This is a genomic window from Saccharopolyspora soli (assembly GCF_022678645.1).
GTDB classification, from domain to species: domain Bacteria; phylum Actinomycetota; class Actinomycetes; order Mycobacteriales; family Pseudonocardiaceae; genus Saccharopolyspora; species Saccharopolyspora soli.
Genome location: NZ_JALBWV010000012.1, coordinates 138811 through 152107, shown reverse-complemented (window position 1 = coordinate 152107; position 13297 = coordinate 138811). Strand labels below are relative to the sequence as shown.

Genomic DNA, 13297 nt, shown 5'->3' with positions numbered 1-13297 from the left:
CCGCCCGACCAGGTGATCTTCGTCGGGAATTCGATGATGGGGATTCGCCGCGACTGGCGGTGTCGGACCGATATTCTCGCCGCGATCGATGATCACCTGATCGGAGGCACGGCATGTCACTGTGGGAGCAGCGGGTCACCCGAGCCCGACAGCTGTGGATCAACGGTGATCACGCCGCCGCCGAGTACGAGTTGCGCACTGTGCTGGACGACGGCGACTTCGACACCGCCGTGCACGCTGCCTGCCTGCTCGCCGCGCTGCTGGACGAGCGCGGCGACGCGCCCGGCGCCCGCGCGATGTACCAGCGGGCGATCGACTCCGGGCACCCGATCTACGCGCAGATGGCAGCGATCTCGCTCGGGCTGCTGCTGTTCGACGCCGACGATTTGACCGCCGCCCAGGCCGTGCTGCGGATCGCCGCCGACGGCGCCGACCCGGACGCGGCGGGCCGCGCCGATGCCCTGCTGGCGCAGGTGCTGCACATGCTCGGTGACGCCGCGGGCGCCCGCGAGGCCCGCGATCGGGCGCTGGCCTGCAACGACCCCGGCGTGGTCGCGCTCGCCTCGGAACTGGACCTGCCCGCGCCGGGCGAGCGTTCCGCCGGGGAGTACCTGCAGGTCGCCTACGACCAGGCATGCCTGCTGCTGGAGCAGGGCCGGGACCACGACGCCGAGCCGATCCTGGTGCGGTTGCTGGACAGCGGGCATGCGAACTACGGCTCGTTGGGCGCGGCGAAGCTGTACGCGCTGCACGTCGACGATCCCGAGCGAGCCCGGCGGATGGCGGAGCGGATCATCGCCTACGGGCACCCCGAACACCTCGGTTGGGGATACGTGCTGCTGGGCGGTGTGCTGGAGGACCTGGCCGATCCGTCGGGCGCGGCCGAGGCGTTCCGGCGCGCGGCCGACGATCCGCGCCCGGACGTCCGGCTGCACGCGCTGATCCACCTGGGGATGCAGCTCGGGGAGCTCGGTCAGCCGGACCAGGCCCGCGACACCTACCAGCGGGTCATCAACACCCGCCACCCGCGCTATTCGATCGAGGCGCTCGGCGTGCTGGCCGAGTTGCAGCGCGACAGCGGCGACATCGCGGCAGCGGTCGAGGCGTTCGGCAAGGTCGCCAAGTCCGGACACCCGGAGAAAGCACCGCTGGCCGCCTACAACATGGGCGTGCTGCTCTACGAGCACGGCGACCAGAACGCCGCCGTGGCGGCCTTCCGGCAGGCCGCCGAGGCCGAAGATCCGCACGTGGCCCACCAAGCCGAACTCGCACTGTCCATGATGGACGTGATGGACGCCCAGCAGGACCCCGCCAGCGACGACGCGAAGCAACTGGCGATGCGCGCTCGCGAGGCGGCGAAGGTGGGTGACCTCGCCACCGCGCGGGCCGCCTACCAGCAGGTCATCGAAATGCACGCGCGAATCTGGTCGGTGATGGCGGCCAACTCGCTCGGTCTGGTGGAAGCGACCATGGGCGACGTTGACCGGGCGAGGCAGGTGCTGCGGCGGGCCGCAGTCGCCGACGAGGGATCGCTGGCGCAGGACGGCGCGTTCCGCGGCGCACTGCTCGACGAGCCCGCGGCGAGTCCGGTGTTGGAGGCGTTGTTCCGGTTGGAGAACAACGACGAGCTGATGCTCGACCAGCTCCTCACCGACACCGCACCAGAGGTCCGCGACCTGGCCTCGGTGGTCAAGGCCGAGCACCTGATGACCACTGATGTTCCGGCTGCCGTGGAAGTGCTGAGCAGGCTGGTCGAGTCGCCGAACCGGCTCGTCTGGACGAAGGCGGGCCACCTGCTGGCCAGCTGGCTGCTGCGGGAACAGCGGCACGACGAAGGTCTGCGCCTGCTCGGCCGGGTCGTCGAGGAAGGGCATCCGGCGCTGCGACCGTGGGCGTCGGCGCACCTCGGTGATCTGCTGCTGGACCAGGGAGATCTCGAAGGCACCATCGCGGCGTACGAAACCGCGATGGCCACCCGGCATCCCGCCGTGGTCAGCGAGGTGTTCGGCAAGCTCGCCCTGCTGTACCGGACGTGGGACCGGCACGACGCGCTGCTGGACCTCTACCGGCAGACCGCGGCCAGCGGCCATCCGGAGTTCGGGCCGCGCGCGGCGTTCCTGCTCGGTGAGGAACTCGTCGAGGCCGACGACCTGGAGTCGGCGCTGGCGCTGTTCACCCAGGCCGCTGGCTCCAGCTCCGCCGCCGCCCCGATCGCGGCCTTCGGCATGCGCGCCATCCGGCAGGAGCTGGAACCGGCGCGGGCCAGCTTCCTGGCGTTGGTCGACGACGAGAAACCCCACTACACCGTCACGCAGCTCTGCCTGAGCCTGGCGCACCGGTACCAGCGCCGAGGCTCGGTCGAGTTCACCGACTGGGCGCTGCGGTTGGTGGTCGAGGCCGGTCACCCGGAGAAGGTCCAGCAGGGCTGGCTCTTCCTCGGCGCGCTGCGCAACGAGAGCGGCGACGTCGACGCCGCAGCGGCAGCCTGGGAAAAAGCTGCCCAGGGCAATGACGCCGACGAGGCAGCGGTGGCGAAGTGCAGCCTCGCGGACCTGTTTCGGGGCAAGGGAGAACTGGACCGGGCGGACGCGTTGCTGGGCGAGGTCGCCGCCAGCGGTGCCGGGAACGCCGCGGACGCGGCGCTGCGACTGGCCGCCTTACGCGATGGGCGCGGCGACATCGACGGCGCGATCGACGCCTTCCGCCGCGCTGAGTCGGTGGGCTCCCGCGCGGAGGCGGCCCACTCCGCCGCCAACATCGGAGTTCTGCTCGCCAGCAAGGGCGAAATCGCCCCGGCGCGAGAGGCGTACGAACGCGCGATCTCCTCCGGGGTGCCCGGCGCCCAGGCGCACGCCGCGCTGAACCTCGGCAATCTGCTCCGGGACGCCGGGGACGAAGCGGGGGCGAGGTCCGCCTACGAACGGGCGCTGGAGTTCGAAGACCCGGACATCACGCCGTACGTCTACCAGCAGATGGGCGCCGAAACCGCGGAACAGCGGGCACTCCGGCTGATCCGGGAAGGCGACGTCGATGGCGCGCGGGCGGCCGTCGGTGAGCACTTCGGCTCCGCGCGGGCCGCCGACTTCTGGTGCGCGGCCTGGACGGACCCCTCGGCGGCGGTCCCGATCCTGGGCGGGGCGTCCGGGGACGACCTGCAGGTGTGTTCGCAACTCGGCCTGGATTTCGGCCGGGCGCTGGCCGCGGACGGCAGCCCTGATGCTCAGGTGCTGTTCCGGATGGTCGCCGACCACGGGCACCCCGCTCTCGCACCGCAGGCGCAGATCGCCCTCGGCGAGCTCGCCGAGCGGCGGCGGGAGCAAGCGATGGCGTTGGTCTGGTACCGCCGCGCCGCCTGCGCGGACGTGCCGGAGGCGGTCGCCCGCGCCGGAGTGCTGCTGGCGCAACTGCTAGCCCGGTTGAACGACCCGGAAGGCGCGAAATCCGCTTGTCGGCAGGCCGTCTCCACCGGGTCCGGCGTCGCTGCGGTGGACGCGGGTCTGCTGCTCGGCTACCTCCACCACGTTGCCGGTGACCCGGTCGAAGCGCGCGCGATCTGGGACCGGGCTGAGGAATCCGCCGAGTCGCCCGAGCAGTTCGGCGCGGCGCTGCACCACCGCATCACACAACTCGCCGACACGGCGGAACCGGCGCTGGAACTGCTGCACCGGGCGACCTCGTCGCCCGATCCGAACACGGCGATCATCGGGATGGGGTTGCTCGGCGAGCGCGCCGAAAACCCGGCCGAGGCCATCGGGTGGTTCGGCAAGGCCGCGGAACTCGGCGTGCCCGGACATTCAGATGCTGCGCGCAGCCGACTCGGCGAACTGCTGCTCGCGCAAGGCGATCGCGATGCGGCGCGGATCGAGTTCGAGCGGGTCAGCCGGTGCGACGAGCCGGGAATCGCGGCGCGCGGCGAGTTCGGACTGGGCCTGATCCGGTACGAGGAGCACGACCTCGCGGGCGCGGTCGCGGCTTTCGTCCAGACCGCCTCGCACGCGGCCGACGACGAGCTGGGCGAAGACGCGCTGAACAACATCCGAGTGGTGCTCGAAGAACAGCGGGCTGGCGGCGACCACCTCGGCGCGACCGACACCTTGCGCAGAATGGTCCAAGTCGTCCCCGACCGCGACGTCGCGGAGTGGGCCCATGAGACCGGCACCGGTTTCATCGAAGCCGACGACCACGACGTCGCGCTGGTCTACCTGCGGTGCGCGGTGGAGATCGGTGCCCCGAACCCCGCGCCGGAAGCAGTGCTGGCACTGGGCGAAGCGCTACACCGGCGTGGTGATCTGGTGGGCGCCCGGCAGGCGTACGAACGGGTGCTGGCCACCGGCGACGAGCAGTCGGCCGCGCTGGCGAAGTACCGGCTGATCGAGTTGCTGGGCGACGGCGATCCGGCCGCCGTCGAGGAGCTCATGCAGAGCCCGGACGAAGTGATGGGCACCGCGATGAAGGCGATGCTCGGGCTCAAGCGGCGCGACGAGGGCGACACGGCCGGGGCGATCGAGATGTTCCGCGAAGCAGCGGACAGCGACGACGAGCAGTTCTCCCCGATGGCGAGCTACGCGTTGGCCCAATCGCTGCGCCTGGAAGGCGATCTCGAACAGGCCCGGCAGATCTACCTGCAGCTGATCGAAACCGACCCGCAGGACCGCTACGCGCGGGAAGCGCTGCTGGAACTGGCCTCGATGGCCTACCAAGCCGACGATGACGTGGCGGCCCGCGAGTGGAGCCTGCGGGCGTGGGAGTCCGATGACCCGGAACTGTCCGCGAAGGCCGCGATGAACCTCGGGGTGATCGCCAAACGCCGCAACAACCTCGACGCGGCAACACCGTGGTTCCTGGCGTTGATCGACCTCGGTCACCCCACGGCCGCGTTGGCCGCCGCCCACTTGGCGGAGATGCACTACTGGCGGGCGGAGCACGCCGACGCGCTCCGGCACTACGAATACACCTTGGCGCACACCGAAGACCGGGAACTCATCGCCGAGGCGGCCTACCGGGTCGGCGAAATCCGCTACCAGCGCGGCGAGGTGCAACAGGCGCGCGAACTGCTCGACCGCGCGGCACGCACCGAAGATCCGTCCTTCGCCCAACAAGCGAGCGAGTTGCTGGCCAAGCTGAGCTGACTGGAGCGGTCCGCTCGCGGCCGAACATCACGCGCGCACGATGATCAGCCGCTCCGGGAGCGCGAGCACCTGGTCCAGGACGTCGCACGCCGCGCCAGCCGTCCGCCACTGCGCCGTGCTCGGGTCGTCCCGAATGCCGTCCTTGCGCGAAACCCGTGCTGCGCGCACGTCGTCCTCGCCGCGCAACTCCACTATGTCGATGATGTCGCCGTGCGGCCGCACGTAGATCAGGGCCATCAGCTCGCCGTCGGTGTCCCGAACCGGTGGCATCAGCCGGAATCCACGCGCCATGAGTTGGCGCAGGCGGATGCTGGAATCAGGATGGGCCTCAAAGGACGAGGTCATCGAATTCACCGTCCTTGGCACCGCTGAAAAAAGCGGCCAGTTCTGCTCGGGTGCAGATCAGCGCAGTCCCGTGCGACTGGCGCGATTGGCGCAACGCGATGGTTCCGTCGTCCAACGCGGCGAGCTCGATGCAGTTGCCCCACTTCCCGCTGTGACGGGACTTTCGCCAGGTCACACCCGCGAGCTCGGCGACCGGGACCTCGAACTGATCGCTCATCAGATCTCCTCGGTCAACTGCACATGCAATTGCATACGCCATTGCACGAGACGGTACCACAGCGCAGCGCGATCAAGCGATCACTGTGCGTACTCGAACGATCGGATCACAGCGCCGCCCGCATCTTCAACAGCATTTGCCTGCTCTGCTCGGGAGTCCGGGCATCGACCATCAGGCGGTCGAGCGTCCGGCCGTACCACTCGATCTCTTCCCGCTTGTCCAGGTACAACGCGCCGCCGAGATGCTCCAGGAACACCACGTCCGGCAGTTCGGGTTCGGCGAAGCGCAGCATGGTGAACGAACCTTCCGCCGCGTACCCGCTGAGCGCGAACGGCACCACCTGCAACGCGATGTTGGGCAACTTCGTCATTTCCAGCAGGTGGTCGAACTGCCGTCGCAGCACGTCGACGCCGCCGATCGGCCGGTGCAGCACCGATTCGTCGACCACCGCCCACAGCCGCGGCGCGTCCGGCCGGGCGAGCAGTTTCTGGCGCTTCATGCGCAACGACACGCGGCGGCGCGCGTCGTCATCGACCAGTTTCGGATGTCCCGAACTCGCGATGGCCAGCGCGTACTCCTCGGTCTGCAACAGGCCCGGCACGAACTGCAGCTCGTAGGTCTGGATCCGGGCGGCCGCTCCTTCGAGCCCGACGTAGTCCTGGAACCACTGCGGCATCGCCACCGCGTACCGGTTCCACCAGCCCGGTTGCTTGGATTCCGCGACCAGTTGCAGGAAACGCGCCCGCTCGGCCGGATCGGTCACCCCGTACATCGTGAGCAGGTCGACGATGTCGCGCTCCTTGAAGGCGACCTTGCCCAACTCCATCCGGCTGATCTTGGACTCCGAGCCGCGGATGGCGTAGGCCGCTTCGGCGGGCAGGATCTCCGCGTTCTCCCGAAGCCGCCGCAGCTGTGCGCCCAGGATGATGCGCCGGGCCGTCGGACTGCCGTCCGTGCCGGAGTCCTCGTCGCGAGCGGATCTCGGATCCGCCTGCTCGGTCATCGCCCACCTCCTGATCGCCCGCCCCGATTCTCGCACCACTACTGGGCGAATACCCGCACTGATCAGGCAGCCGCGGACCACGATCCGGCCCCTGGGATTACGGTGCGAACACAAGTCGTTTACTCAGCGCAGCGAAGCTCGTACGCTATGCAATCTTCGGGCACCCGACACCCCGATCCGCTAGCGAGGACATCATGGCCGCTGACCTCACTGCGTCCGACGACGACGCCGCCCCGATCCACATCGACACCAGCAAAGCCAGCATCGCCCGCGTCTACGACGCTTTCCTTGGTGGGAAGGACAACTACGAGGTCGACCGGGAGGTCTTCCGCCGCGTTCGGGAGGTCGCCCCGGAAGCCCACCAGCTCGCGTGGGACAACCGCCAGTTCCTGATCCGGGTCACCCGGTTCATCGCCGCCGAAACCGGCGTAACCCAGTTCCTGGACTGCGGATCCGGACTGCCCACCGCGGAGAACACCCACCAGGTGGCGCAGCGGATCAAACCCGAGGCCAGGGTGGTCTACGTCGACAACGACCCGGTCGTGCTCGCGCACGGCCGCGCCCTGCTGGAGGAGAACTCGCAGACCCACTTCAGCCCGGCCGACATCTTCGAACCGGCGCGGATCCTGCAGGACGACGTGGTCCGCAGCCACCTGGACTTCGCCGAGCCGATCGCGCTGTTCCAGCTGGGCACCCTGCACCACTACGACGGTGCGCGCCCACCGGCCGACATCATGCGGGAGTACATCGATGCGCTGCCATCGGGTTCCTACGTGGCCATCAGCCATTTCCTCGACCCGGAGACCGCCGAGCACAGCGACCTGGCGCGCCGCATGGAGCAGACGTTCCTGCACAGTCCGATGGGCACCGGCGTGTTCCGCACCCATGCCCAGATCGAGGGCATGTTCCCAGGGCTGGAATTCATCAACCCCGGCCTGGTGCGGTGCTGCGACTGGTGGCCGACCGGACCCCGGCTGAGGCCGCGCTACCCGGTGCAGTACTGCATCGCCGGAGCAGTCGCCCGCAAACCCTGAGAGAGTGCGGGGCCTCTGGTCCGCGCGAGTTCTCCAGCCGCAACCTAACGCTTGCTTGTTCCGCTGGACACCGCTCGCTAGGCTGGGCCTGCTGCTGGTGTCCGGCGGATTCAGCGCGTCCGGATCCGCCCGTGCGGAAGGGGCAGTCATGGCGGAGGCGTACATCATCGACGCGGTGCGCACCCCGGTCGGCAAACGCGGTGGTGGGCTCAGCGGCATCCACCCGGCCGACCTGTCCGCGCACGTGCTGCGGAACCTGGTGGCGCGAACCGGGATAGACCCGGCTGAGGTCGACGACGTGGTGTGGGGATGCGTGGACGCGGTTGGCGCGCAGGCGGGCAACATCGGCCGCACCGGCTGGCTCGCGGCGGGTTATCCCGAGCACGTCCCCGGCGTCACGATCGACCGGCAGTGCGGATCCTCCCAGCAGGCGGTGCATTTCAGCGCTCAAGCGGTGCTCAGCGGCACAGCGGATCTGGTGATCGCCGGTGGTGTGCAGAACATGAGCGCGATCCCGATCGGCAGCGCGCTGCGTGCGGCGGGCGAGCTCGGGTTTCCCGTTGCCTACGGGCCGAAATCCGGTTCGGCGGGTTGGCAGTACCGGTACGGCGACGCGGAGGTGACGCAGTTCCGGGGCGCCGAGCTGATGGCGCAGAAGTGGGACATCTCCCGCGACGACATGGAGGAGTTCGCGCTGACCAGCCACCGCCGGGCCGTCGAGGCCATCGACACCGGCCGGTTCGACGAGGAGTTGGCGCCGATCGCCGGTGTCGAGCGCGACGAGGGGCCGCGCCGGGACACCGACAAGCAGAAGCTCGAAGGTCTCAAGCCGCTGCGCGAGGACGGCCGGATCACCGCCGGGTTGGCCAGCCAGATCTCCGACGGCGCATCGGCGCTGCTGGTCGCCTCGGAACGGGCTGTTGCCGAACACGGTCTGAGGCCGCGCGCCCGCGTGCACCACATGAGCGTTCGCGGTGACGACCCGATCTTCATGCTGTCGGCGCCGATTCCGGCGACCCGGCACGCGCTGGCCAAGACCGGGCTGAGCCCCGCAGACATCGATGTGGTCGAGATCAACGAAGCCTTCGCCAGCGTGGTGCTGGCCTGGCTGAAGGAGATCGACATCGACCCGGCGCGGGTCAACCCCAACGGCGGCGCGATCGCCCTCGGCCATCCGCTGGGAGCCACCGGCACCAAGCTGATGACGACGCTGCTCGCCGAACTGGAACGCACCGGCGGCCGCTACGGACTGCAAACGATGTGCGAGGGCGGCGGCACTGCGAACGTGACCGTGCTCGAACGCCTCGGCTGATCCTGGTGGTGCGAACGCGGCACGGTCGGCGAAGCGCGGCGGAGAGGAATTCCATTGGCCATCAACCGCGATTTCATCGGGCACACCTTCAGCTCCGACGAGCCGTACGAGGTGACGCGCGGCAAGATCCGCGAATTCGCCGACGCGGTCGGTGACGAGAACCCGGCCTACCGCAGTCCGGCGGCAGCGCGCGAACTCGGTCATCCCGACGTGATCGCCCCACCGACCTTCGGCATCGTCGCGGCTGGCGCGGCATCGCCGAACAGCCCGATCCGGCATCCCGACTTCGGGCTCAACCACCGGATGGTCGTGCACGGCGAGCAGAAGTTCCGGTACCGGCGGCCGATCCGCGCCGGTGACGTGCTCACGGCGCAGGGGCGGATCGCCGAGATCCGCGACGCGGGGCGCAACGAGCTGGTGCGCATCGAGACCGAGATCCGCGACGCGGACGGCGAGTTGGTGTGCGCGACGATGAACGTCATCGTGTCGCGGGGCACCGCGGCCGGGCAGGCAGGGGAGTGAACCGTGGCGGCTAGCGTGCGTTACGACGACGTCGAGGTCGGCACCGAGATCGGCCCCGAGCACTATCCGATCCAGCGCCTGACGCTGGTGAAGTACTGCGGAGCATCGGGCGACTTCAACGTGATCCACTGGAACGAGCGGATCGCCAAGCAAGCGGGCCTGCCGAACGTGATCGCGCACGGCATGCTGACGATGGCCGAAGCGGCCCGGCTGGTCACGGACTGGGTGGGAGATCCGGGAGCGGTGCTGGAGTACGGCGTCCGCTTCGCCAAGCCGGTGGTGGTCCCGGACGACGACGAAGGAGTGGAAGTCGTGGTCACCGGCCGCGTGGCGGAGAAGACCGGGGACAAGCAGGTCGTGGTGGACCTGGCCGCCACGACCGACGGTATCGAGGTCCTGGCCAACGCCCAAGCAGTCGTCCAACTGAGTTGACCCGCGCGCAGGGCCCCGGCTGAAGTGATCCGTGACCGGCCGGGGATCACGGGCGGGACGTCAAGGGGAGCCGGGTGCGGTGGTCGCGGGGGGTGCCGAAGAGGTGGGTGGCCGCGTGGGCTCTTTTCAGGTGCAGGTGGGCTTCGTGCTCCCAGGTTATGCCCATTCCGCCGTGCAGTTGGATGCCTTCGGCGGCTATCGCTGAGTACGCTTCGCAGCAGGCCGATTTGGCCATCGCCGCCAGTTCGGCCGCTGCTTCGTCGCGAGTGGACACCGCCCAGCTGGCCGCGTAGGAGAGCGAGCGGGCCGACTCGATCGCCACGTAGCAGTCCGCGAGCCGGTGTTTGATCGCCTGGAAGGAGCCGATCGGTCGACCGAACTGCCTGCGCAGCTTGGCGTACTCGACCGTTTCGTGCAGCCAGCGCTGGGCGGCGCCGATCTGTTCGGCGGCGATCGCGGCGGCCGCGACATCCAGTGCACGTTGCAGCGGCGCGTCACCGATGAGCGTTGCGGGTGTTGCGGTCAGCTGGACCTCGGCCATCCGCCGGGTGAGGTCCAGCGGAGTTGCCGAGGCCACAATGGACGGATCCGGATCCACCGAGAACAGGGAAGGCGAGTCGGCCGTCGCGGCGACGACCAGGAGGGTGTCGGCCTGCGCGCCGTCGAGCACGTAGGACTTGCGGCCGTCGAGCAACCAGCGATCGTCGTGGCGTGCTGTTGTGGCGCATGTGTCGGCCTCCCAATGGGAATCCGGCTCCGCCCAGGCGAGCGAGACGACTCGTTCGCCGGATGCGATGCCGGGCAGCAGCCGTGCGCAGGCATCGGTGTTGCCGCTGGCCAGGAGGGTTTCCGCACTGATCACGGCGCTGCCGAGGAACGGATTCGCCACCAGCCGCCTGCCGAGCTCTTCGACGACGATCAGGGTTTCCAGCAGGCTGAACCCGCTGCCGCCGTGGTCTTCCGGGATGGCCAGGCCGTGCGCCCCGACTTCCGCGAGCTGCTTCCACAGCACCGGGTCGTAGCCCGGATCGGGCGCATCCGGTGCATGGCTCGGCGGGCCACCGTGGCGATCGAGCAGTTTGCGCACGGTGCGGCGCAGTTCTTCCTGCTCCTCGGTGAATGCGAAACGCACGGCACCTCCAAATACTCATCCGGCCGCGGAATGCCGCCGATTTCTCGCGAAATCGGCGCCACCAGCGCCGGAGGCGGCCCCGATCGGGGTGGTGGTATCGGTGGCGAGAGCTGCGGCGACGCGGCGGCGGTGCCAGGCCGGGGTTCCCCACGCGGAGCGCAGCGCGGTCGCCTTGGTCAACCACAGGTGCAGGTCGTGCTCTGCGGTGTAGCCGATCGCGCCGTGCACCTGGAGCGCTGTGCGCGCTGCGGCGTAGGCCGCGTCACCGGCGGCGATCTTGGCCGCCGACACGTCACGGAAACGCCACGGAACGTCGTCGGCCATCGACAGGCAGGCACCCCGGATGAGCGGGCGGGCGAACTCCAGCTTCAGCGCAACGTTCGCGAGGTGGTGCTTCACCGCTTGGAATTCGCCGACCGGGCGGCCGAACTGGTGCCGTTGCTTGACGTATTCGGTCGAGGTGTCGAGCAATCGCCGCCCGAGACCGAGCAGATAGCTGGCGCAACCCAGCACTCCCTCGTCGAAAGCCGCGTCGAAGTCGCCCGATACCAACGCCGAAGCGGAATGATCCACTCTGAACAGTCGGCGGGTCGGGTCGAACGACTCCTGTCGGCGCAACCGGATTCCGCCGAGTCGTCGCACGGTGCTGTCGCAGTGGAACACCGCGTCGGCCTGGTCGGCATCGAGTGCGTACGGCAGGTGATCGGCGATTACGGCGGTACCGATCGATCGGCCCGCCGCGAGGTCTTCCAGCCACGCGTCGGAGAGCAGCCGGGGCAGGAAGGCCAGCGATTCGACCAGCGGGCCGGGCAGCGCGGCGTAGCCGCATTCCTCCAGGCAGACGGCCAGTTCCACCGGTCCGAGCCCGAGGCCGCCGTGGCGCTGTGCAACGGTGAGCCCGGTGAGTCCGAGCTCGGCGAGCCCGCGCCACAGCTTCCACCACGCCTCGGCGTCGCCGACCGCCCAGTCGCGGGCGATTCGCGGGGTGTCAGCAGCGTTGAGCAGGTTCCGCAGGGCGTCGGCCATGTCCTGCTGTTCCTGGTCCAGCGCGAACCTCATCGCGACCCCCTCGGTAGCCCGAGCACCCGTTCGGCGGCGATGTTGCGTTGGATTTCGTTGGTACCCGCGTAGATCGGACCGGCGAGTGAGAACAGGTATCCCTCGACCCAGGGCGACAGTTCGGCCTCCGGCCCGAGGAGTTCCCAGGCCATTTCGTGCAGCTGGATGTCCAATTCGGACCAGAACAGCTTGTTCAGACTGGCTTCGGCGCCCAACGTCCCGCCTTCGAGGACCTTCGTCACGGTCTCGAACGTGGCCAGCCGGTAAGCCTGCGCGCCGATCCACGCATCGACAACCCTGTCGTCGTCGAGCGCGCCCGGCAACTCGGCGAGGCGGCGTGCCGTCGCGAGGAATCGACCGGGGCTGCGCAGCGTCAGACCGCGCTCGTTGCTCGCGGTGCTCATCGCCACCCGCCAGCCTTCGCCGACCGTGCCGAGCACGTCGCGGTCGGGCACGAACACCTCGTCCAGGAACAACTCGGCGAACGCGGGTTTGCCATCCATCCGCCGGATCGGACGGACCGTTACGCCATCGGCGTCCAGCGGGAAGAGGAAGTACGTCAACCCCCGGTGCCGCTGCGCCGTCGGATCGCTGCGGAACAGCCCGAACGCCCGATCCGCGAACGCCGCGCGGGAACTCCACGTCTTCTGACCGGACAACGACCAGCCGCCGTCGACCCGCCGGGCGGTGGAGCGGATCCCGGCCAGGTCGCTGCCGGCTTCGGGTTCGGACCAGGCTTGCGCCCAGATTTCCGCGCCAGCGGCCATCCGCGGCAGATAGCGCTGTCGCTGATGTCCTGTTCCGTGCTCGAAAAGCGTTGGCGCCAGCAGGAAGATGCCGTTCTGGCTGACCCGGCCGGGCGCACCCGCAGCGTAGTACTCCTCTTCGAAGAGCACCCATTGCAGCAGAGATGCACCACGCCCGCCGAACTCCTCGGGCCAGGACACCGCCGACAGCCGGGCCTCGTGCAGTTCCTGCTCCCAGCGGCGGTGCGCGGCGAAGCCCTCCTCGGTTTCCAGCGACGGCAGCGGTTCTCGCGGCACGTGCTCCCGCAGCCACTTCCGAACCTCGTCGCGGAACGCCCGGTCAGCGGCGGAGAACGAGAGGTCCAC

The 13297-nt window shown here is 69.3% G+C and carries 11 protein-coding genes; 5 read left to right on the top strand and 6 right to left on the bottom strand.

The annotated features are described in order from the left end of the window. The first annotated feature begins 113 nt into the window (after positions 1–113). The gene (locus MOQ72_RS11885; protein ID WP_242183009.1) at positions 114–5129 is read left to right on the top strand and encodes a tetratricopeptide repeat protein; all 5016 of its coding nucleotides are present in this window, start codon (positions 114–116) and stop codon (positions 5127–5129) included. 27 nt (positions 5130–5156) lie between these two features. Here the strand turns inward: MOQ72_RS11885 and MOQ72_RS11880 are convergent, their stop codons facing one another. The 3 genes from MOQ72_RS11880 to MOQ72_RS11870 form a co-directional block, all read right to left on the bottom strand. After that, positions 5157–5474 (bottom strand): hypothetical protein, encoded by a 318-nt coding sequence (locus MOQ72_RS11880; protein ID WP_242183007.1) that lies wholly within the window; start codon positions 5472–5474, stop codon positions 5157–5159. Next, complete coding sequence (locus tag MOQ72_RS11875; RefSeq protein ID WP_242183005.1) at positions 5458–5691, bottom strand: DUF397 domain-containing protein; 234 nt, start codon at positions 5689–5691, stop codon at positions 5458–5460. Before MOQ72_RS11875 ends, MOQ72_RS11880 begins: the two co-directional genes overlap by 17 nt. A 106-nt stretch (positions 5692–5797) precedes the next feature. Continuing rightward, positions 5798–6694, bottom strand: coding sequence for a Sco1979 family transcriptional regulator (locus MOQ72_RS11870; protein WP_242183003.1), 897 nt, complete (start codon positions 6692–6694; stop codon positions 5798–5800). A gap of 194 nt (positions 6695–6888) precedes the next feature. Between MOQ72_RS11870 and MOQ72_RS11865 the strand changes: the two genes are divergently transcribed. From MOQ72_RS11865 to MOQ72_RS11850, 4 genes are all read left to right on the top strand, one after another. After that, on the top strand, positions 6889–7728 hold the full coding sequence (locus MOQ72_RS11865; protein ID WP_242183001.1) for an SAM-dependent methyltransferase: 840 nt from the start codon (positions 6889–6891) through the stop codon (positions 7726–7728). Between the two features lie 148 nt (positions 7729–7876). Then, complete coding sequence (locus tag MOQ72_RS11860; RefSeq protein WP_242182999.1) at positions 7877–9040, top strand: acetyl-CoA C-acetyltransferase; 1164 nt, start codon at positions 7877–7879, stop codon at positions 9038–9040. 54 nt (positions 9041–9094) lie between these two features. Further along, positions 9095–9562: a MaoC family dehydratase N-terminal domain-containing protein gene (locus tag MOQ72_RS11855; RefSeq protein WP_242182997.1), complete on the top strand. Its 468-nt coding sequence runs from the start codon at positions 9095–9097 to the stop codon at positions 9560–9562. A gap of 3 nt (positions 9563–9565) precedes the next feature. After that, positions 9566–9994, top strand: coding sequence for a MaoC family dehydratase (locus MOQ72_RS11850; protein ID WP_242182995.1), 429 nt, complete (start codon positions 9566–9568; stop codon positions 9992–9994). 46 nt (positions 9995–10040) lie between these two features. On the opposite strand, the gene MOQ72_RS11845 is transcribed toward MOQ72_RS11850, so the two are convergent. From MOQ72_RS11845 to MOQ72_RS11835, 3 genes are read right to left on the bottom strand one after another with little or no spacing between them, the layout of a single operon-like run. Next, entirely contained in the window at positions 10041–11126 is a 1086-nt protein-coding gene (locus MOQ72_RS11845; protein ID WP_242182993.1) for an acyl-CoA dehydrogenase family protein, read from the bottom strand. A 15-nt stretch (positions 11127–11141) separates the two neighbouring features. Beyond that, on the bottom strand, positions 11142–12185 hold the full coding sequence (locus MOQ72_RS11840; protein WP_242182991.1) for an acyl-CoA dehydrogenase family protein: 1044 nt from the start codon (positions 12183–12185) through the stop codon (positions 11142–11144). After that, positions 12182–13297 (bottom strand): acyl-CoA dehydrogenase family protein, encoded by a 1116-nt coding sequence (locus MOQ72_RS11835; protein ID WP_242182990.1) that lies wholly within the window; start codon positions 13295–13297, stop codon positions 12182–12184. The genes MOQ72_RS11840 and MOQ72_RS11835 overlap by 4 nt, the downstream gene beginning before the upstream one ends.